The following is a 20,761-nucleotide window of genomic DNA, read 5'->3' as shown; positions in this document are numbered from 1 at the left end:
GCGGCATGAACGACGACCTCAAGGCGCTGATCCGCACCATCCCGGACTTCCCCAGGCCCGGCATCCAGTTCCGCGACATCACGACGCTGCTGCTCGACCCCGCCGGCCTCGCCGCGACGGTCGAGCGGATGGTCGCGGCGACGCAAGGTCCCGTCGACCTCGTCGCGGGGATCGAGGCGCGCGGTTTCCTGTTCGCCGCGGCGCTGGCGGTGCCGCTCAAGGCAGGCGTGCTGCTGATCCGCAAGGACGGCAAATTGCCCGGCGCGACGATCGCCGAGGATTATGCGCTGGAATACGGCCAGGACCGGATCGCGATGCATGAGGATGCGCTGGTGCCGGGGCAGCGCGTGCTGCTGGTCGACGACCTGATCGCCACCGGCGGCACCGCCCGCGCCGCGATCCGCCTGTTGCGCAAGGCGGGCGCCGACGTGAGCCAGGCGCAGTTCGTCATCGACCTGCCCGATCTGGGCGGTGCGGATGCGCTGCGCGGGGATGGCGTGCGCGTCGATGCGCTGTTCGATTTCGCGGGGCATTGAGGGATTGGCTTGTTATTTGCCAACCGCGTAGCCGTGGTCATCCTCACCCTTCGCCGCCTTCGGCGTCTTTTCCCTCTCCCGCCGGGAGAGGGAGGGAGCGGCGCAGCCGCGGAAGGGTGAGGGTGAGGGTGAACGGGCGGCAGCGAAACATCCGCCGCTCCCCTCCCGTTCGCCCCGAGCCTGTCGAAGGGCAGGTGAGGCTCATCGTACTTCGACAGGCTCAGCACGAACGGATTGCGTAGCGCAACGCTTGTCGGGTTCGCAGAGGATTGGGGAAACACCCGCCCACGCACCCGCCCTCCGACAGTCTCAGGGCGAACGGGTGGCTGGGGGCATCCTCGTCCCCCCAACCCGCTCATCCGTCATTCAGCGGGAACCTGCGACGATCCGCCCTCGTTGAACGACGATCGGCGCGTCCTTGCCTCATGCTCGCGCCCCTCGATGACGGGAGAGCATCATGTTTTTCAAGCGGTTGGCCCTGGCGGGCCTGATCTTCGGTGCCGGCATCGGCACGGCGGCGTGTACCGACGGCTATGGCTATAGCGGCGTCGCGGTCGGTTATGGCGGCGGCGGCTATTACGACGGCGGCTATGGCTATGCCGATCCGTACGGCGGCTATGGCTATGGCGCCAATCCGGGCTATTTCGGCTGGTACGGCGACTATTATTATCCGGGCACCGGCATCTACGTCTACGACCAGTATCGCCGCCCCTATCGCTGGAACGACGGCCAGCGCCGCTATTGGGAAGGGCGCCGCAACACATGGCGCGGCGACCGCAATTTCCGCAACGACTGGAACGGCTTCGACCGCGGCCGCGGCGACGGCATCCGCGGCAACGGCGTTCCCGGCCAGCGCTGGGACGGCAATCGTGGCAACGGCGTCCCGGGGCAGCGGTGGGACGGCAATCGCGGCGACCGCACGCCGGGCTATCGCAACGACGGCCCGCGCGGGGATCGCGGCAACTGGCGCGGCAATCGTCAGAACTTTTCCGGCCAGCCCCGCGGCGATACGCCGCGCGCGGTGACGCCGGGCGGGGGCCAGCCGCGCGGCTGGGGCGGCAATCGCGGCGGCGGGCGTCGCGACGGTGGCGGACGCGATCGCCGCTGATTGGGGCCGCCGCGCCCTTAGGGGTAGAAGCGGTCCCCCCAAACCATCCGTCACCCCGGACCACTTGCCCGCGAGCGCAGGACAAGAGGCTCTAGCCGTTCGCCTCGCCGCGGAGTGGACCCCGGAACAAGTCCGGGGTGACGGGGGCATTGCTTAGCGTTCGCGCGTCGCGATCAGCCCGTTCGACACGAAGGTCATCACCATCACGTCGTCCTGGTTGAACACCGCCATCCGGCTCTTGATGATCCCCATCTCGGGCCGGCTGGCGGAGCGGCGCGTCTCCAGCACTTCGGTCTCGCAGCGCAGGCGATCGCCGGGATAGACCGGCTTCAGCCAACGCAGTTCGTCGATTCCCGGCGAGCCCAGGCTGGCCTGCGCGTGCACCTTCATATGCGCGACCAGCATCGCCATCGTCATCGCACAGGTATGCCAGCCGCTCGCCGACAGCCGCCCAAAATAGGTCCCCGCCGCGGCCTCGTCGGACAGATGGAAGGGCTGCGGATCGTATTGCCCGGCAAAGGCGACCACCTCGTCGCGCGTCACCGCATAATCGCCGAAGCTGGCCTTCGACCCGACCTCGATATCCTCGAAATACTGCACCCGCCGCTCTCCTATCGGTTCAGCACCTGTCTAAACGGCGCATCGTCGCCGTCCAGCCCGACACCCGCGGGCAGGCCGATCAGGTCGCGCAGCAGCGGGTTGATCGCGACATTGTCGAAGCTCGCCAGCCGCTTGCCGGCCGCGAACGCCGGCCCGTTGGCGACGAACAGCGCCGCCATGTCGGGCGACCGGTTGTCGTAGCCGTGCGCACCGCCGTGGAACGGCCCGGTCGCCGCCGATTTGAGGATCAGCCAGCCCGTCTCGGCGAGGCAGAAATAGGGCGGGATGCGGGGGTTGGTGCCGTAGCGAAAGCGCGCCGGCACCTCGCCCTTCCGCCAGCACGTCATATGCCGATGCGGCTTGAGCAGTTGCGCCTCCAGCGCCGCTTCATGGCCTGCGACCGGGAAAAGCATCGCATAGGGTCCTCTTTCGGACAGCAGCCGAAAGTCCCCGGGATCCGCAATGCGGTCAAGCGCGATGGTCCGCGTGCTGTCGGTCGCCGCCATGCCATGGTCGGCGACGATCACCAGATTAGCGGGCTGGTGCAGCGCACGCAGCCCCTCGACCAGCCGGCCGATCTGAACGTCGACCGCGGCAACCGCCTGCGTCGTCTCGGCCGCCTGCGGGCCGTTGGCATGGCCTGCGCTGTCGACCGTGTCGAAATAGAGCGTGACGAAACGCGGCCGCGTCGCCGCCGGGCGGCGCATCCAGTCGATCACCGCATCGACGCGTTGTGCGCCGGTCACCGCCTGGTTGAACTGCTGCCAGTCCTCGGGCCGCGTCGCATTGGCGACCGCGCCATGGCTGTCGGGCAGCAATGTCCCGCCCCAGCCGACGTTGGCGCCCGGCCAGAACATCGTCGCGGTGTGCACGCCCGCCTTTTCGGCGGTCACCCAGATCGGCTCGGCGGCGTTCCACCAGAAGGGATCGTCGCTGCTCATCGTGAAGGTCTCGCCGGGGCGGGCAGGGTCCTCCATCTTGTTGCCGACGATGCCGTGATGATCGGGCACCTTGCCGGTCACCAGCGTCCAGTGGTTGGGGAAAGTGATCGATGGAAACGCCGGCCGCATCGCCGCCGACACGCCGCCGGCGGCAAGCGCGTTGAGGTTGGGCGTCACGCCGCGGTCGAGATAATCGGGGCGGAAGCCGTCGATCGAGACGAGGATGGTGATCGGCGCGGCGGCGGTCGTCGCGGAGGGCGGCGGGGGAAACGCGACGTTGCCGCTCGCCGGCGCCGGCTGCGTCGCCGGCGACAGCGCCGGCGGCGTGTAGGGCAGCGCGCAGCCGGCGAGCGACAGCGCGAGCAGGCCGAGGGGGATCAGTCTCACGAAGCGTTCGTCCCGAACCGTGGAGGGCGACTTCGCCTTACGCGGGACAGGGGTGCTGCGACAAGGCGGCGCGTGCCGCGACGCCGCCAGCCAATCGTTCGTGCTGAGCCTGTCGAAGCACAGGTGAGACTCAGGGCCCTTCGACAGGCTCAGGGCGAACGGGGAAGAAGCGGATGAGCTTTCCAAAACTCCTCCGTCACCCCGGACTTGTTCCGGGGTCCACTCCGCGGCGAGGCGCGGGCCAAGCGGTTCCAGGCCTGCGCGTGCGGCACGGTGGACCCCGGAACAAGTCCGGGGTGACGGTGTATGTGGGGTGGGCGATGGCCATCCACCACCGCCGCCGCCAGGTCACACGTTGAAGCGGAACAGCATCACGTCGCCGTCGTGGACGACATACTCCTTGCCTTCGGCGCGCAGCTTGCCGGTGTCGCGGGCGCCGGCTTCGCCCTTGCAGGCGACGTAATCGTCGTAGGCGATCGTCTCGGCGCGGATGAAGCCGCGTTCGAAATCGGTGTGGATCTCGCCCGCCGCCTGCGGGGCCTTCGCGCCGGCATGGACGGTCCAGGCGCGCGCCTCCTTCGGCCCGACGGTGAAGAAGGTCAGCAGGTGTAGCAACTTGTACCCGGCGGTGATGACACGGGCGAGGCCGGTTTCCTCCAGCCCCAGCTCGGACAGGAATTCGCCGCGGTCCTCGGCGGGCATCGTCGCGATCTCCGCCTCGATCGCGGCGGAGACGACGACCGCCTCGGCGCCCTCGGCCTTGGCTTTCTCGAACACCTTCGCCGACAGCGCATTGCCGTTCGCTGCGTCGCCTTCGTCGACGTTGCAAACGTACAGCACCGGCTTGGCGGTGATGAGCTGCGCGCCGGCGAACACGCGCGCCTCCTCGGCATCCTTGGGGACCGTCAGCCGCGCCGGCTTGCCCTCGCGCAGCAGCTCCAGCGCCTGCCCCAGCACGGAGGCGCCGATCTTCGCCTCCTTGTCGCCCTGCTGCCCCTTCTTGACGAGATTGGGGACGCGCTTCTCGAGGCTTTCGAGGTCGGACAGCATCAGCTCGGTCTCGACCGTCTCGGCATCGGCGATCGGATCGACCTTGCCCTCGACATGCGTCACGTCGCCGTCGGTGAAACAGCGCAGCACGTGGACGATCGCATCCACTTCCCGGATGTTGCCGAGGAACTGGTTGCCAAGTCCCTCGCCCTTCGACGCGCCGCGCACCAGCCCGGCGATGTCGACGAAGGCGAGCTGCGTCTCGATGATCTTCGCCGACCCGGCGATCGCGGCGAGCTGGTTCAGCCGTGGATCTGGGACCGCGACGTTGCCGACGTTGGGCTCGATCGTGCAGAACGGATAATTGGCCGCCTGCGCCGCCGCCGTCTCGGTCAGCGCGTTGAAAAGGGTGGACTTGCCGACGTTCGGCAGGCCCACGATGCCGCAGCGGAAACCCATGGCCTGTGCTCTGTTCTGCAAAAGGGGATGAAGGCCGCGGCCTTAGCGGCGCATGGGGGAATTGACCAGCGGTTCCCGCGGCCACTCGGTTCGGCGACGGAATCCACCGCGTCGCCGCAAGCAGCCGCGCGGCCGCTGTGTCGCGTCGGTGCGCGCGACGTCTAGTCCCATGCAGCGGTCAGCGCCATGGGGATGGCGCATGCAGGGGCGGCCGCTGCCACGGGGGAAAGACGCATGCGTCGGTTGGGGCAGGTCGTGGCGGTTCTGGCAACGGGAATGGCGGGGGCGGCCCATGCGCAGGTCGCGGTGCCGACGCCGGAACTGCCCGCCTTCACCACGCCGTCGCGGGCGCCGCTGGCGATGACGCTCGCGCCGGTGGCGATGGGTGGATCGGTCGAACGCTCGACGCGGCTGACCAACCGGCTGCGGCTGCGGGTGACGCTGGAATCGGCGGCGTCGGGCGCGGGCGCGGGCGCGCGCGACCGGGTCCATTCGCGGCTGATCGGGCAGATGGTCGATTTCTTCCCGGCGGGCGACCACGGCTTCCACCTGTCGGCAGGCACGCGGCTGTTCAATCCGGGCGCGCCCGGTGCGGCGGAGGTGGCGGCGCGCGGCCTGCTGCCCAGCCAGCGGCGGCTCAACATCCCCGGTCTCAAGACGACGATGCGCCGCGCGCCCGCGCTGACCCTCGGCTACACCGACCGGATCGACGCCGACACCAGCCTGGGGTTCGAGGTCGGCGCGATGCAGGGCCGCGCGTACAACGACGCCGCCGACGTCGCCCGCCAGACCCGCCTCGCACGCAACGCGATCGGCCGCCCGATCAACCCGGTGGTCAATCTGGTGATCGGCCACCGATTCTAAATCTCCGCCGCCGCGGCGCGGCTTGTGTGCGGCGCCGGCTCGGCTAGGCGGGGCGGCGATGCTCACCCCGACCACCCTGCTGCCCGCCTTCGCCCCGTGGTTCGACGTCGCCGGCCTCGCCGTGTTCGCCGCCTCGGGCGCGCTCGCCGCCGCGAAGCGGGGGCAGACCGCGGTGACGCTCGCCTTTTTCGCGCTGGTCACCGGCGTCGGTGGCGGCACGGTGCGCGACCTCTTGATCGACGCGCCGGTGTTCTGGGTGCACGATCCGCGCGCCGCGGCGGTGTGCCTGACGATGGCGGCGGTGATCTGGACGACGCCGGTGCGCTGGTGGCGCGACAGCGCGCTCGCCTGGTTCGACGCGGTCGGCCTCGCCGCCTATGCGGTGTACGGCGCGGCCAAGGCGATCGGCTACGGCGTACCGCCGCTGCCCGCCGCGCTGATGGGCGTGGTGACCGCCTGCGTCGGCGGCATCATCCGCGACGTGCTGGCCGGCGAACCGTCGATCCTGATGCGCCCCGAACTGTACGTCACCGCCGCGGCGCTGGCCTCGGCGCTGTACGTGGCGCTGGGGCTGGTCGGGCTGACCGGCGCCCCCGCCGCGATCATCGCTGCGCTGGCGGGTTTCTCGCTACGGGCGGCGGCGATCCGCTGGCATCTGGCGCTGCCCGCGTATCGCGGCGAGACTTGACGGGCGGCGGGCGGCCTTAGCGTTCGCGTTGCAATCGCTGAACACGTGGGTGAAGAAGCGATGCGGCGAAAACTGCGATTCCCAGAAGGTACCCGGTACCGCGCAATGCGAGGAATGTTTCCGGCTCTGATCCGGCATGCCCCCCAAAACTGCCGATGGCAAAGCCAATGGCCAGAAACAGACCGGCGTACCGCGCCTGGCTTGCCGATCCGATACGTCCGGCGAGGAATCGACCCAGCAATCCATACAATATGACATTACCGGCGGCGACCGCGATCGCTAAAGCCATGACAGCCCCTCACATCTGATCGCACATTCCGTAACTGGCCGTAAGGCTACGTGCAATCGCGGGTGTCTTAGTGGTTTGCCTGATCTACCGATGGCGTCGGCGCAATCGTCTGACGAGGAATTTGCCAGCGCAACGAGCCAGCAAAGGTCGATACAATTGGCTTGCCGTTCGTGCCGACAGCAGGCTTGAAGCGGGCCGTTTGTCTCAATTGTGCGCAAGTCTGTTGGTCGAGGTCAACAAAGCTGCTCGTACGCGTCACATGGCATCCCATGACTTTGCCATCCTTCGCAACTTTGACTTCATAGCCCACCGCCCCTTCACGACCGGCGAGCAGCGCAGCCGGAGGATATCTCAGCTGCGCCGAGATCAGTTGAGCCGAGGCCGGCGCACCCAGAACACCCAGCGCTATGACTGCCTTACGCAACCAGTGCATTGCAACTCTCCCCAAGCCTGTCCGCGTTTCGATCATCGAATGAGCGGTGGGCAACGGACATGCGCTCACCGTAGCGAGAGGTGAAAGTCCGCATCGAACGAGCGTACTGAGATGACGTCCATCCTGATGCAGGCGAACTTATCCCAACCCTCACCCCCGCACCACCCCAATCTCCGCGAACCGCTTCGGCTCCGCCGGCGGGCTCGCGGCATCCGCCAGCTCGCACTGCCAGTACCCCACGTCGATCCACTGGCCCTGCTTGTAGCCGATCTCGCGGAACACGCCGGCGCGGCGGAAGCCTACGGATTCATGCAGCGCGATCGACTGGTTGTTGGGCAGCGCGATCCGCCCGATCCCCTGCGTGAAGCCCTGCGCGCGCAGCGTGTCGATCAGCGCCTCGTACAGCAGCCGGCCGACGCCTTGCCGCTGCGCGACGTCGGCGACGTAGATCGTCGTTTCCACGGCCCAGCGATACGCCTCGCGCTCCGAAAAGCGCGTCGCATAGGCATAGCCGAGCACGCCGCCCGTCTCCGCACCATTGGTCGCGACGATCCACGGATAGAGACCCGCCGACGCCGCCATCCGCGTGCGCATCGCGCGCGCGTCGGGCGCCTCGGTCTCGAACGACACCGTCCCGGCGAGGACGTGCGGCGCATAGATCGCCGCGATCGCGCCCGCGTCCTCGGGCGTCGCCGCGCGCAGCCCGATCATCGCGCGAACCCCACGCGCGCGAGGATCAGGTCGAGCAGCCGCGCGTCCGACCCCGCGCTTTCGCTCGGCCCCAGCCCGCCGCATTCCAGGCAGCGCGCCTGCACCGATCCCGCCATCGCCAGCCGCTTCACGTCGCCCAGCGCCTGCGCGAGCAGCCCGCGCCGCTCCGCCGCGATCCGCGCGAACACGTCGCCGCCGCCGCTGGCGTCATCGTCGTCCCTGCGCTCCGCGAAGGCGGCGGCGAACTGCGCGGCGACGCCGGGCTCCTTCTCCAGATATTCGGCATGGACCTTGGCGGGGTCGAGCTTCGCGCGCTTCGCCGCCTCGTGTATCGCGTCCTGCAGCCCGCCGAACCGGTCGACCAGCTTCAGCTGGCGCGCGGTGCCGCCGTCCCACACGCGCCCCTGCGCGATTGCGTCGACCCGCTCCGGCGTCATCCGCCGCGACGCCGCGACACGCGCGAGGAACTGGCGATAGCCGTTCTCGATCCCCGCCTGCAGGATCGTGTCGAGCTGCGGCGTGGTGCCGGCGAACACGTCGGGCTGGCCCGACAGCGGCGTCGCCTTCACCCCGTCGGTGGTCACGCCGATCTTGGCGAGCGTCTTCTCGAAGGTCGGGATGATGCCGAAGATGCCGATCGACCCGGTGATCGTCGAGGGTTCGGCGAAGATCACGTCGCCCGGCGTCGACACCCAGTATCCGCCCGACGCGGCGAGTCCGCCCATCGACACGACGATCGGCAGCCCCTTCTTCTTCGCCTCCAGGATGGCGAGGCGGATGCGCTCCGACGCCAGCACCGATCCCCCCGGCGAATCGACGCGCACGACCAGCGCTTTCAGGTCCTTCTTGGCGAGGCCGTTCAGGATAAGCTTGGCGATCGTGTCGCCGTGCGCGGTGCCCGGCCCGCCCTCGCCATCGACGATGTCGCCGGCGATGGTCACGACGCCGATGCCGTCGCCCGTCCGCGGCAGCGGGTTCGCCGCGACCCAGGCGTCATAGCCGATGCGCGCGAAATTGCCGACCGGCTTCTTCGCGTCGCTGCCGACGATTGTCGCGACGCGCTGGCCGAAGGCGGTGCGGTCGCCGAGCGTATCGACGATCCCCGCCGCCTTGTTGGCCTCCGCGATATTGCCGTTGGCGGCGACGATCAGCCGGTCGGGGCTGGCGAGGAATTGTGCGAGCTGCGCGCGTGGCCGAGCCTTGGCGATCGCCTCGCGCCACTGGCCGAAGATCGCGCCGAGCAGCTGCTGCGACGCCTCGCGCGCCTCCGGGCTCTGGTCGGCGCGCGTGTAGGGCTCGACGAAGCTCTTGAACTTGCCGACGCGATAGACGTGCGTGGTGACGCCGAGCTTGTCGATCAGTCCCTTGTAATACAGCTGGCTGCCGCCCGGCCCCATGAAGATCGTGCCGCCCAGCGGATGCACCCACACTTCGCTGGCATTGGCGGCGAGGCGATAGCCCGCATCGGTATAGGCGGTGGCATAGGCGAGCACCGGCTTCTTGGTATCGCGGAAGCGGCGGATCGCCTCGGCGACCTCGTTCAGCGTCGCGGGATAGCCACCGGCGAAGCTGTCGAGGTCGAGCACCAGCGCCTTCACCCGGTCGTCGGTACGCGCGGTATCGATCGCGCGCAGCACGTCGCGCGCGCGATACTGGCGCGGCCCCGCATCCCCCGACAGCGCGGCGAACGGCGCCTGCTCCTCGGGTTGTTCGACGATCGTGCCGTTGAGGTCGAGCACCAGCGCCCCCGGCGTCACCGGCTTGCTCCCCGGTCGCGCGTTGAGCGCGGCGAACAGCAGCCCGAAGAACAACAGCATCGCGATCAGGACCAACCCGTCCTTGATCGCCACCAGCAGCTTCCATGCGCCCCGAACCAGCTTCACGCGATGCTCCTTCAATTCCGCCCCAGCGGTAGAGGAGGGAAGGGCGGGGTGCAACGGTCCGTGTTAGGGGGGTAAGACGCGATGGCGTTTGTCGGACGGGATGACCGACATCCGATGGCAATCGGGTACGAAGCAGGTTTGAAAAATGCAGCGGAGGCATCGTAAGACTTCGGGCAGTTTCGAAGGGGGGTAAACCATGCGTAAAGTCATCATGCTGGCCGCGATCGCGGCGGCGACCGGAACGGCGACCGCGGCGGCGGGGCAGAAGGCCGACGATGCCGCCCGTGCCTTCGGCGCGCGCGAGGACGTGCGGCAGATCAGCATCTCGCCCGATGGCAATCGCATCGCGATGGTGCGCGCTGCGCCCGGCGCGGGCAGCGCCCTGGTCGTCGTCGATCTGACCGCGGATAGGACGCCCAGGACGATCCTGACGTCCACCGGGCGTCCCGACCAGCTCGTCTCGTGCAACTGGTCCACCTCGACGCGGCTCGTCTGCAACATCGCCACGCTGCTGACCCAGAATGCCATGCGCCTCGGTTTCAGCCGCGTGCTGACGCTCAATGCCGACGGCAGCGACATGAGGCAGCTGACCGGCGAGACGCAGAACCGGATCGGCGGCGCGGCGCAATTCGGCGGCAGCGTCATCGACCTGCTCGGCGACGAAGGGGCCGGCGGCGCCGTCTTGATGACGCGCTCCTTCGGCCAGCAGATGACCACCGGCACGATGCTGGCGTCGACCGCGACCGGCCTCGGCGTCGAACGCGTCGATACGACCAACCTGCGTCGCCAGCAGGTCGAGCGCCCCAGCGCGCATGCCAGCGAATATATCACCGACGGCCACGGCACGGTGCGCGTCATGGGCGTGATGCGGGCATCGGACAGCGGCATGCTGGAAGGCCGCACGACCTATCTCTATCGCAAGCCCGGCGACCGCGCGTGGCTGCCCTTGTCCGTCGTCACGTCGACGAGCGGCGTCGATAGCGGCTTCGATCCCTGGGCGGTCGATCGCGATCTCAACGCGGCCTATGGCTTCGACACGCTCAACGGCCGCAACGCCCTGTTCCGCGTGGCGCTCGACGGCAGTCTGAAGCGCGAACTGGTGCTCGACAACCCCAACGTCGATGTCGATTCGCTCGTCACCATCGGCCGGCAGCATCGGGTCGTGGGGGCGAGCTTCGCCACCGACAAGCGCCAGACGGTCATCTTCGATCCGCCGCTGAAGGCACTGGCCGCCTCGCTCAGCAAGGCGCTGCCGCACCAGCCGATCGTCAGCATCGTCGATGCCAGCGCCGACGAACAGAAACTCGTGCTCTTCGCCGGCAGCGACGTCGATCCCGGGCGGTTCTATCTGTTCGACCGGCCCAACAAGAAACTGGCCGAACTGCTGCCCGTCCGGCCGCAGCTCGCCCGGCAGACGCTGGCACCCGTCAAGCCGATCACGTTCAAGGCGGCCGACGGGACGACGATCCCCGCCTATCTGACGCTGCCCGCCGGCAGCAGCGGAAAAGGGCTGCCCGCGATCGTGCTGCCCCACGGCGGCCCCGGCGCCCGCGACGAATGGGGCTTCGACTGGCTACCGCAATTCTTCGCCAGCCGTGGTTATGCGGTGCTGCAGCCGAACTTCCGCGGCTCGACCGGTTACGGATCGGCGTGGTTCCAGAAGAACGGCTTCCAGTCGTGGCGGGTCGCGATCGGCGACGTCAACGATGCGGGCCGCTATCTGCTGTCATCCGGAATCGCCGCGCCGGACACGCTCGGCATCGTCGGCTGGTCCTATGGCGGCTATGCCGCGCTGCAATCCGCCGTGCTCGATCCGGACCTGTTTCGCGCCATCGTCGCGGTGGCGCCGGTCACCGATCTCGAAACCCTGCGCGGCGAACATCGCGATTTCACCGACGCCGGCCTGGTCGATGCGTTCATCGGCCACGGCGCGCATGTCCGGGAAGGATCGCCTGCCCAGAACCCCGGCCGCATCAAGGCGCCGGTGCTGATGTTCCACGGCGACCTCGACCAGAATGTCGGCATCGGTGAATCGCGACTGATGGCGAGCCGGCTGCGCGGTGCGGGCAAGAAAGTGGAACTGGTCGAATACAAGGGGCTGACGCACCAGCTCGACGATTCCGACGTCCGCGCCGACATGCTGGGCAAGAGCGATGCGTTCCTGCGTGCGGCGTTCGGCCTGGGCAACTGACGGCGGCGGGAAGCGCGCGCGCGGCGCAGGGCGATCGGGCGGACGACTTTCTCGAACAGCTCGTCCGCCGCGGCCCTTGACGATCCTCGGAACGCGGCACATATCGCCGCCGTTGGCACTCGCAGATCGTGAGTGCCAGAATTCTGTAACACTGACTGTAAAGAGGGACTTCGCAATGACTTTTCGTCCGTTGCATGACCGCGTCCTCGTGAAGCGCGTCGAGGCCGAGGAAAAGACGGCTGGCGGGATCATCATCCCCGACACCGCCAAGGAAAAGCCTCAGGAGGGCGAGGTCGTCGCCGTCGGCACCGGCACCCGCGCCGAGAACGGCACGATCACTCCGCTCGACGTCAAGGCCGGCGACAAGATCCTGTTCGGCAAATGGTCGGGCACCGAGGTCAAGGTCGACGGCGAAGACCTGCTCATCATGAAGGAATCGGACATCCTCGGCATCGTCGGCTGAGCGATCCGTCTTCCTGATTCTCCCACATATTTTCTGAAAGGGTAGCCACCATGGCAGCCAAGGACGTAAAATTCGGCCGCGACGCGCGTGAGCGCATCCTCCGCGGCGTCGACATCCTCGCCGATGCGGTGAAGGTGACGCTTGGGCCGAAGGGCCGCAACGTCGTGATCGACAAGAGCTTCGGCGCACCGCGCATCACCAAGGACGGCGTCACCGTCGCCAAGGAGATCGAGCTCAAGGACAAGTTCGAGAACATGGGCGCGCAGATGGTGCGCGAAGTGGCCTCGAAGACCAACGACATCGCCGGCGACGGCACGACCACCGCGACCGTGCTGGCGCAGGCGATCGTCCGCGAGGGCATGAAGTCGGTCGCGGCCGGCATGAACCCGATGGACCTCAAGCGCGGCATCGACATCGCCGTCCTGAAGGTCGTCGAGGACATCAAGGCGCGTTCGAAGCCCGTCTCGGGTTCGGCGGAAGTCGCGCAGGTCGGCATCATCTCGGCCAACGGCGACCGTGAAGTCGGCGAGAAGATCGCGGAAGCGATGGAAAAGGTCGGCAAGGAAGGCGTCATCACCGTCGAGGAAGCGAAGGGTCTCGATTTCGAGCTCGACGTCGTCGAGGGCATGCAGTTCGACCGTGGCTACCTGAGCCCGTACTTCATCACCAATCCGGAGAAGATGACGGTCGAGCTGAACGATCCGTACATCCTGATCCACGAGAAGAAGCTGTCGAACCTGCAGGCGATGCTCCCGATCCTGGAAGCCGTCGTCCAGTCGGGTCGCCCGCTGCTCATCATCGCCGAGGACATCGAGGGCGAGGCGCTCGCCACGCTCGTCGTCAACAAGCTGCGCGGCGGCCTCAAGGTCGCAGCGGTCAAGGCGCCCGGCTTCGGCGATCGTCGCAAGGCGATGCTCGAGGACATCGCGATCCTGACCAAGGGCGAGATGATCTCGGAAGACCTCGGCATCAAGCTCGAGAACGTGACCGTCGGCATGCTCGGCACCGCCAAGCGCGTCACGATCGACAAGGACAACACCACCATCATCGACGGTGCGGGTGAAGCCGATTCGATCAAGGGCCGCACCGAGGCGATCCGTGCGCAGATCGAGAACACCACCAGCGACTACGACCGCGAGAAGCTCCAGGAGCGTCTCGCCAAGCTCGCCGGCGGCGTCGCGGTCATCAAGGTCGGTGGTTCGACCGAGGTCGAGGTCAAGGAGCGCAAGGACCGCGTCGACGACGCGCTGCACGCGACCCGCGCTGCGGTCGAAGAAGGCATCGTCCCCGGAGGCGGCACCGCGCTGCTGTACGCGACCAAGGCTCTCGAGGGCGTCAACGGCGTCAACGACGACCAGACCCGCGGCGTGGACATCGTCCGCAAGTCGCTGACGGCTCTGGTTCGCCAGATCGCGCAGAACGCCGGCCATGACGGCGCCGTCGTGTCGGGCAAGCTGCTCGACCAGTCGGACACGTCGTTCGGCTTCAACGCGTCGACCGACACGTACGAGAACCTGGTGACCGCCGGCGTGATCGACCCGACCAAGGTCGTCCGCACCGCGCTGCAGAACGCCGCTTCGGTGGCCGGCCTGCTCATCACCACCGAAGCGACCGTGTCGGAGCTGCCGGAAGACAAGGCCCCGTCGATGCCCGGCGGTGGCGGCATGGGCGGCATGGGCGGCATGGACTTCTGATTTTGGACCGGGGCAGACACAGCCTGCCCCGGACACAAAATCAGAACGGCCAGCGTGCTGGCGGCCGCGCCGCCAGACACGTCTGACGTCCAGCAGCGGCTTTGCCGCTGCCCTCTATTTCTACCAAATGTGAAAAGGCCGACGGAGCATCCCTCCGCCGGCCTTTTTTCAATCCCCGATCCTCCGCATCGGAGCCAACACCCCTGACCCCGCGCCGCTTTGGTGCCATCTGCGTTAACCCTGCCACGCCGTTTCGCGCATGATCGCCCCACCACGACGGGGAGGCGATGCGACGATGACCGGAAAGATCGGCCTGCACGACCTCGTCGGCTCGGTCGCCTCGGCGATCGTCGAGGCGCAGGGGATGGTGGAAAACGCCTTCCTCGCGCTGGTCCGCCGCCGCTTCGATGCGGACGGTCGCCCCTATGGCCTGCACATCCGCATGCCCCGCGGCCCCGGCGCGGTGCCCGATCACGAGGACATGAGTGTGCCGCTGCTGGCGCTGGTCGAAAGCCGGTTGCTGGCGATCGATTCGATGCGCATCGACCTCGACGTCGAACTGGGCGGGCTGGACGATCTGCACGCCCCCGCCGATCCGCTGACGCTCCACATCGGTGCGCCGATCGACGTCCCCGCCATCCCCTCGCTCGACCATCCCGCCGCGGCGCGCGCGCCGACCGCCGCGGCGGCGCCCGCCGCCGATGGCGACCCCAAACGGGCGCTCAGCGTCGGCGTCGGCAACCGCACCGATCCGGCCGGCCCGACCGCGCGGCTGTCGATCAAGGTCAAGGCCAGTCCGCCGAGCGAGACGCTGCTGCGCCTCCTCACCCAGCTCAACAAACTGACGACGCCGGGCGTGCCGGTGGTCGCCGATCCCACCAGCCAAGGAGACTAAGCGATGCCGATCAATATGGGTGACCAGTTCCGCGGCCTGCCGATGGGCGACCTGATCGGTGGACCGCTGATGGCGGCCTGCGACGCGCAGGTGCGCCTCGCCAATGCCACCGCGCAGTTCATCCAGCAGATCGGCTTCGTGCCGCGCGATCCGCCGGCGGGCAACACCGACACGATCGTCTTCGATCCCGCCAAGTTCGACACGCGCAACGTCGCCTTCAAGTTCAACCGGCCCAAGGCGGGCGCGGTCGCCGACGCCAGCGGCAACATCCCGAGCGAGACGGTCGAGCTCGACGTGCCGCTGCTCGCGATCGTCAAGGTGCCCGCGCTTGGCATCGACACGGTCGACATCACCTTCGACATGGAGGTCAAGAACTCCGAACGGTCGAGCGAGACCGAGGAGAAGAAGGGATCGTTCGCCGCCGACGCCAGCGTCGGCTGGGGGCCGTTCAGCCTGAAGGTCCATGTCGAAGGCTCGGTCGCGACGCACAAGGAGAATACCCGCCAGACCGACCAGTCGGCGAAATACCACGTCCAGGTCCGCGCCACCGACAAGGGGATGCCGGAGGGGCTCGCCCGCGTGCTCGACATGATGAATTCGGCGATCGCGCCCAAGACGATCTCCGACGCCGCCGCGCCCGAAAAGGGGTCGCAGACCGGCCCGGCGCGCGCCGGCACGGTGATCGAGAACCCGCCGCAGCGCGCCGGCGCGACCGTCGCCGCGGGTAGCGGCGGCGGCGAACAGACCGGCACGCTGCGGATGGACGACGGCCACGCCTATGACGTCAAGCTGAAGAGCTGACGCCGGTTCCGTGACGACCGACCTGTCGGACATCGCCTTCGTCAAGCGGATCGCCATCGGCGGTGCGGGCGGGATGGTGACGACGCAGGACGTCGAGGCGGCGGTGGCGATGCTCAACCGCTGCCTCACCGAATTCCCGAAGGGGCGGGTGATCGCGATCGAACATACGCCGTGCGTGCAGGAGGATTCGCACGGCAGCCATGTCTTTCGCCTGATCTCCTACCACATCGGCTTTCCACGGCGGCCGTCGTGGCTGGACGAATGATCCGGCTGGGCGACGTCGCGGCGGGGATGCTCGCCGCGGTGCCGTCGGGGGCCGGAACGGTGCGGCTGCGGCTCGTCATCCCGATGCTGGCGCGGGTGGTGCCGGAGGGGGCGGCGTTGTGGGCGACGATCCTGCATGCCCGCGCGCCATCACGCACCGGCTGGCTCGCGCGGTTGCGGCGGATGCGCCGTCGCAGCGCCGGCTGGGCGCCGGTCGCGATCGAACTGCACTGGACCCGCGCCGGCATCGTCGCCCGCACCGATGGCCGCCGCATCGCCGTGTTTCCCGTCACGCAAGGAGGACTTCCGTCATGAGCGAACCCGCCGACGCCCCGCCGATTGCCTGCACGCCCAAGCGGGTGAAGCCCGAACTGTTCGTCGCCGCCGCGCAGAATGCGACCGCGATCAACCCCCACAACCACCCCGGACTCGACCCGCATGTCGTGACCGAGGGCGGCGGCCCGCCAAGCCGGGCGCAGATCGCGGTGCTGACCTCGAAATACTGGGGGCCGCGCGGCGTCGACCTGACCGTCGGCTTCCTCGACCAGACCAGCCGGTCGTTCCGCGACACGGTGCTGCGCCACATGAACGCCTGGGCGAACGATCCGCGCCCCGGCGTCGCGCAGGCCAATATCCGCTTCCGCGAGACGGGCGGCACCGCCGACGTCCGCATCGCCACCCAGCCGGGCGACGGCCATTGGTCGTATATCGGCACCGACATCCGCATGATCCACGATACGACGCAGCCGACGATGAACCTCGACGGTTTCTCGGCCGCGACGAGCGAGGCCGAATTCTGCCGCGTCGTCCGGCACGAGACCGGCCACACGATCGGCTGCCCGCACGAACATATGCGTGCCGAGCTGATCGCGCAGATCGACGTCCCCGCCGCGATCGCCTTCTACGCCGAGAACCAGGGCTGGTCGGAGGATCAGACCCGTGCGCAGGTGCTCACCCCGCTGGAGGCGGGATCGCTGCTCGGCACCGACCGGCCCGATGCGCGCTCGATCATGTGCTACCAGATCCCCGGCACGCTGACCAAGGACCACCAGCCGATCCTGGGCGGCACCGACATCGACGTCAGCGACTACGACTTCATCGCACGCACCTATCCGCGTCCGGTGCTGCTCGCCGCGACGGCGCCGCTCGCCGCCGCCGCGGCGGCGCGGCGCGAGCGCAAGGAGGCCTGCCCGGATTGCATCGTCGTCGAACTGCCCGGCGACATCGACGTCCGCATCCCGCCCGACGCGACGCAGGCACACATCCGCCATGTGCTGAAGGCGCTGGATTGACCTGGAGCGTGTAACCTCACGCTCCGTTCGCCCTGAGCCTGTCGAAGGGCCTTGAGACTCACCTGTGCTTCGACAGGCTCAGCACGAACAGGCGGGTTTAAAGTCGTTGAGTTCTCATAAGCGACGTCCGCGCGCCATCGGTCACGGCGAGCGGCGCCATGCTGCAACCCGGTGCCGTTCCGCTCGTTGCCGCCGGCATGAACCACGATGCGACCCGTCCCGACATTCCCGCCGATGGTGCGATCCTCGGCTATGGCCCGATGCTGCCGCTGGTCGCCGGGGGAATCGCCGCATGGGTGCTGCCGCCGCCGTGGCCGTTCTGGGCGGTGCAGCTCGGCATCCTGTGGGGTGCGCTGATCCTCGCCTTCATCGCCGGGGTGCGGCGCGGGTTCGGCTTCGGCTATGCGGCGGCGTCGAAGCCGGCAGCGATCGGGGCGAGCGTCGCCTATTTCACGCTCGCCGGCCTCGCGCTCGTCATCGGCCGGCCGTCGGCGGCGTTGTTGCCCTTGCTGATCGGCTACGTGCTGGCGGCGCTGCTCGACCGGCGGGCGGCGCTGGCCGGCAACGCGCCGGCCTATTTCGCGACGCTCAGGCCCCGCCAGCTGCTGCTCGGTGCGGCGGGGCTGGCGGCACTGTTCGCGCGGGCGGTCGGCGGCTGACCCGCGGTCAGTCGCGGTCCTTCATCGCCTCGATCAGCTTCTTGACCTCCTGGCTGCGCCCGCGCGGCAGGATGAGGACGTCGTTGCCGCTCGCCACCACGATCAGGTCGCTGACCCCGACGACCGAGACGCGGATGCCATCGGTGCGGATCAGGCAGTCGCGCGTGTCGATCGCCAGCACTTCGCCGCGGTGCGCGTTGCCGCTGGTGTCGCGCTCGCTGATCGCATGCAGCGCGTCCCAGCTGCCGACGTCGCTCCAGCCCATCGCCACGGGCACCACCGCGACGCGCTCGGCACGCTCCATCACTGCATAGTCGATCGAATCGGACGGCGACGCGCCGAAGGCGATTGCGTCGGGGTGGATGCGCGTGCCCTCGCGCCGCGCATCGCGCATCGCATCCTGCGTCGCGGTCAGCATCGCCGGGGCATGCGCCGCCAGCGCGCCGAGGAACATATCGGCACGGAACAGGAAGATGCCGCCGTTCCAGGCATGGTCGCCCGACGCCAGCATCGCCTCCGCCTTGTCGCGCGGCGGCTTTTCGACGAAGCGCGCGACGCGGTGGACGCCGGCGCTCAGTTCCTCGCCGATCCTGATCCAGCCATAGCCGGTTTCGGGCGCGTCGGGCGCGATGCCGAACGTCACGAGCCAGCCGTCCGCGACCAGCGGCATCGCCGCCTCGATCGCGGCGTGGAAGGCGGCGACGTCGGCGATGACGTGGTCGGACGGCATCACCAGCAGCGCGTCCTCCGGCTGCGCGGCGAGCGCGGCAAGCGCGATCGCCGGCGCGGTGTTGCGCGCGACCGGTTCCAGGATCACCGCCTGCGGCGCGGTACCAACCGCGGCGAGCTGCTCGCCGATATGATCGGCGTGGCGGGCGTTGGCGACGACGATCGGCGCGGCGAACGCCTCGCCATGCGCGCGCTGGGCGGTCAGCTGCAGCATCGTCTCCTCGGCGGTCAGCGCGAGCAGCTGCTTGGGCATTTCGGGCCGCGACATCGGCCACAGGCGGGTGCCGGATCCTCCGGAAAGGATCACAGGTACGATCGTCATGACGGGGGACATACTCCTTGGACGCGGCCTTCTGGCACAAAGGACACGGCAGCGAAACGACCAAGACGCGGGGCTTGTTCAGGCTTTCTTTGCTTTTTTCTGCGAACTGCCGGATCAGCCTGTCGGAAAAGCTTACAGGCCGGCGTCAAGGAAACGCCGGGGAGACGCCGGGAATGATCCGCCTGTTCAAGCATTACGTGCCGCATGCCGTGCTGCTGCTCGGTCTGGTCGACGCCCTGCTGCTGATCGCGGCGGCGGAGCTCGGCTGGGTGATCCGCGCTCACCAGATCGGCATGACCGTCGAGCCGATCGTCAACCGGCTGCCGCAGCTGCTCGCCTTCGCCTTTGCGTTGCAGATCGCGCTGATCGCGGTGGGTGCCTATGGCGTCGCCTCGTTCCTGTCGCTGCGCTTCGCCGCCGCGCGGCTGGTGGTGGCGATCCTGCTCGGCGTCGCGTTCCTGTCGATCCTGTTCTTCCTCGTCCCGCCGCTTGCGCTGTGGCGATCGAACCTTGCTTACGCGACGCTGATCGCGGCGGTCTCGCTGGTGCTGGTGCGTGCGCTGCTCGGCCGGATGCTGGGCGGCGACATGTTCAAGCGGCGGATCGTCGTGCTCGGCGCAGGCCACCGTGCCGCGCGCATCCGCGATCTCGCCGGCCAGCCCGGCGCCAACGTCGTCATCGCCGGCTTCGTCGCGATGGGCGAGGCGGACGGAATCGTCGCCGATGCGATCCCGCGCGACCGGATCGCCAACCTCGCCGCGCACGTCGTCGACGCGCATGCGACCGAGGTCGTGCTGGCGCTGGAGGAACGGCGCAACGCGCTGCCGCTGAAGGATCTGCTGCGCGTGCGCACCACCGGCGTGTCGGTCAGCGAAATCTCGACCTTCCTCGAGCGCGAGACGGGGCGGATCGACCTCAATTCGGTGAGTCCGTCGTGGCTGATCTTCTCCGATGGCTTCGCCTCCGGCCGCATGCTGTCGAGCGTGTTCAAGCGCGCGTTCGACGTCGTCGCCAGCCTGTTGCTGTTGGTGCTGACGCTGCCCGTGATCCTCGTTACCGCGGTCGCGATCAAGCTCGAATCGCAAGGGCCCGCCTTCTACCGCCAGCGCCGCGTCGGCCTGTACAACCAGCGCTTCGACATCCTGAAGCTGCGCTCGATGCGGCAGGATGCCGAGGTCGCGGGGCAGGCGGTGTGGGCGGAGAAGGACGATCCGCGCATCACCCGCATCGGCCGCTTCATCCGCAAGGTACGCATCGACGAACTGCCGCAGACCTGGTCGGTGCTGAAGGGCGAGATGAGCTTCGTCGGCCCGCGCCCCGAACGCCCGCAGTTCGTCGAGCAGCTTGAGGAGCATCTGCCGTTCTATGCCGAGCGGCACATGGTGAAGCCGGGCATCACCGGCTGGGCGCAGATCAACTATCCTTATGGCGCGTCGATCGAGGATGCGCGCCACAAGCTCGAATACGATTTGTATTACGCCAAGAACTATTCGCCCTTCCTCGACCTGCTGATCCTGCTCCAGACGCTGCGCGTCGTGCTGTGGCCGTCGGGCGCGCGCTGA

General features: G+C 68.4%; 22 protein-coding genes. 14 read left to right on the top strand and 8 right to left on the bottom strand.

Annotated features, from left to right (window positions below; all coding sequences use genetic code 11):
* The first annotated feature begins 5 nt into the window (after window positions 1-5).
* Both M9979_RS09910 and M9979_RS09905 read left to right on the top strand, forming a co-directional pair.
* On the top strand, window positions 6-536 hold the full coding sequence (locus tag M9979_RS09910) for an adenine phosphoribosyltransferase (RefSeq protein ID WP_254289196.1): 531 nt from the start codon (window positions 6-8) through the stop codon (window positions 534-536).
* 457 nt (window positions 537-993) lie between these two features.
* A complete protein-coding gene (locus M9979_RS09905; RefSeq protein WP_254289195.1) occupies window positions 994-1,644 on the top strand; it encodes a hypothetical protein in 651 nt (216 codons plus the stop codon).
* A gap of 153 nt (window positions 1,645-1,797) precedes the next feature.
* On the opposite strand, the gene M9979_RS09900 is transcribed toward M9979_RS09905, so the two are convergent.
* From M9979_RS09900 to ychF, 3 genes are all read right to left on the bottom strand, one after another.
* Complete coding sequence (locus M9979_RS09900; protein WP_254289194.1) at window positions 1,798-2,244, bottom strand: MaoC family dehydratase; 447 nt, start codon at window positions 2,242-2,244, stop codon at window positions 1,798-1,800.
* A gap of 11 nt (window positions 2,245-2,255) precedes the next feature.
* A complete protein-coding gene (locus M9979_RS09895) occupies window positions 2,256-3,572 on the bottom strand; it encodes an alkaline phosphatase family protein (RefSeq protein WP_254289193.1) in 1,317 nt (438 codons plus the stop codon).
* A gap of 348 nt (window positions 3,573-3,920) precedes the next feature.
* Window positions 3,921-5,021, bottom strand: a complete 1,101-nt coding sequence (gene ychF, locus M9979_RS09890) for a redox-regulated ATPase YchF (protein WP_254289192.1) — start codon at window positions 5,019-5,021, stop codon at window positions 3,921-3,923.
* Window positions 5,022-5,255: 234 nt separating this feature from the next.
* Here ychF and M9979_RS09885 point away from each other — a divergent pair, with 234 nt between their 5' ends.
* Window positions 5,256-5,885 carry a hypothetical protein gene (locus tag M9979_RS09885; RefSeq protein ID WP_254289191.1) on the top strand — a complete coding sequence of 210 codons (630 nt, stop codon included), beginning with the start codon at window positions 5,256-5,258 and terminating at the stop codon, window positions 5,883-5,885.
* Between the two features lie 58 nt (window positions 5,886-5,943).
* Window positions 5,944-6,573, top strand: a complete 630-nt coding sequence (locus M9979_RS09880; protein ID WP_254289190.1) for a trimeric intracellular cation channel family protein — start codon at window positions 5,944-5,946, stop codon at window positions 6,571-6,573.
* Between the two features lie 16 nt (window positions 6,574-6,589).
* Here the strand turns inward: M9979_RS09880 and M9979_RS09875 are convergent, their stop codons facing one another.
* The 4 genes from M9979_RS09875 to sppA form a co-directional block, all read right to left on the bottom strand.
* Window positions 6,590-6,862, bottom strand: coding sequence for a hypothetical protein (locus tag M9979_RS09875; protein ID WP_254289189.1), 273 nt, complete (start codon window positions 6,860-6,862; stop codon window positions 6,590-6,592).
* A 67-nt stretch (window positions 6,863-6,929) separates the two neighbouring features.
* Entirely contained in the window at window positions 6,930-7,295 is a 366-nt protein-coding gene (locus M9979_RS09870; protein WP_254289188.1) for an energy transducer TonB, read from the bottom strand.
* A 150-nt stretch (window positions 7,296-7,445) separates the two neighbouring features.
* Entirely contained in the window at window positions 7,446-8,006 is a 561-nt protein-coding gene (locus M9979_RS09865) for a GNAT family N-acetyltransferase (RefSeq protein ID WP_254289187.1), read from the bottom strand.
* Complete coding sequence (gene sppA, locus M9979_RS09860) at window positions 8,003-9,889, bottom strand: signal peptide peptidase SppA (RefSeq protein ID WP_254289186.1); 1,887 nt, start codon at window positions 9,887-9,889, stop codon at window positions 8,003-8,005. The genes M9979_RS09865 and sppA overlap by 4 nt, the downstream gene beginning before the upstream one ends.
* A gap of 196 nt (window positions 9,890-10,085) precedes the next feature.
* On the opposite strand from sppA, the gene M9979_RS09855 reads away from it, so the two are divergent.
* The 9 genes from M9979_RS09855 (at window position 10,086) to M9979_RS09815 (ending at window position 18,148) form a co-directional block, all read left to right on the top strand.
* Complete coding sequence (locus M9979_RS09855; RefSeq protein WP_254289185.1) at window positions 10,086-12,080, top strand: alpha/beta hydrolase family protein; 1,995 nt, start codon at window positions 10,086-10,088, stop codon at window positions 12,078-12,080.
* A 175-nt stretch (window positions 12,081-12,255) separates the two neighbouring features.
* Complete coding sequence (gene groES, locus M9979_RS09850; RefSeq protein ID WP_038661992.1) at window positions 12,256-12,543, top strand: co-chaperone GroES; 288 nt, start codon at window positions 12,256-12,258, stop codon at window positions 12,541-12,543.
* 50 nt (window positions 12,544-12,593) lie between these two features.
* A complete protein-coding gene (gene groL, locus M9979_RS09845; protein WP_254289184.1) occupies window positions 12,594-14,237 on the top strand; it encodes a chaperonin GroEL in 1,644 nt (547 codons plus the stop codon).
* A 295-nt stretch (window positions 14,238-14,532) separates the two neighbouring features.
* On the top strand, window positions 14,533-15,132 hold the full coding sequence (locus M9979_RS09840; protein WP_254289183.1) for a DUF2589 domain-containing protein: 600 nt from the start codon (window positions 14,533-14,535) through the stop codon (window positions 15,130-15,132).
* Window positions 15,133-15,135: 3 nt separating this feature from the next.
* Window positions 15,136-15,933 carry a DUF2589 domain-containing protein gene (locus M9979_RS09835; RefSeq protein ID WP_254289182.1) on the top strand — a complete coding sequence of 266 codons (798 nt, stop codon included), beginning with the start codon at window positions 15,136-15,138 and terminating at the stop codon, window positions 15,931-15,933.
* Window positions 15,934-15,943: 10 nt separating this feature from the next.
* Window positions 15,944-16,198 (top strand): hypothetical protein, encoded by a 255-nt coding sequence (locus M9979_RS09830; RefSeq protein WP_254289181.1) that lies wholly within the window; start codon window positions 15,944-15,946, stop codon window positions 16,196-16,198.
* A complete protein-coding gene (locus M9979_RS09825; protein ID WP_254289180.1) occupies window positions 16,183-16,512 on the top strand; it encodes a hypothetical protein in 330 nt (109 codons plus the stop codon). Before M9979_RS09830 ends, M9979_RS09825 begins: the two co-directional genes overlap by 16 nt.
* A complete protein-coding gene (locus tag M9979_RS09820) occupies window positions 16,509-17,489 on the top strand; it encodes a zinc metalloprotease (RefSeq protein ID WP_254289179.1) in 981 nt (326 codons plus the stop codon). Before M9979_RS09825 ends, M9979_RS09820 begins: the two co-directional genes overlap by 4 nt.
* Before the next feature lie 158 nt (window positions 17,490-17,647).
* Window positions 17,648-18,148 (top strand): DUF3429 domain-containing protein, encoded by a 501-nt coding sequence (locus M9979_RS09815; protein WP_254289178.1) that lies wholly within the window; start codon window positions 17,648-17,650, stop codon window positions 18,146-18,148.
* A gap of 7 nt (window positions 18,149-18,155) precedes the next feature.
* Here the strand turns inward: M9979_RS09815 and M9979_RS09810 are convergent, their stop codons facing one another.
* Complete coding sequence (locus tag M9979_RS09810; RefSeq protein ID WP_277998493.1) at window positions 18,156-19,199, bottom strand: mannose-1-phosphate guanylyltransferase/mannose-6-phosphate isomerase; 1,044 nt, start codon at window positions 19,197-19,199, stop codon at window positions 18,156-18,158.
* Between the two features lie 173 nt (window positions 19,200-19,372).
* On the opposite strand from M9979_RS09810, the gene M9979_RS09805 reads away from it, so the two are divergent.
* Window positions 19,373-20,761, top strand: coding sequence for a TIGR03013 family XrtA/PEP-CTERM system glycosyltransferase (locus tag M9979_RS09805; protein ID WP_254289177.1), 1,389 nt, complete (start codon window positions 19,373-19,375; stop codon window positions 20,759-20,761).

The organism is Sphingomonas liriopis (assembly GCF_024211255.1).
GTDB lineage: Bacteria > Pseudomonadota > Alphaproteobacteria > Sphingomonadales > Sphingomonadaceae > Sphingomonas > Sphingomonas liriopis.
Note: the sequence above shows the minus strand (reverse complement) of the source record. Positions and strands in the feature narration are given on the sequence as shown.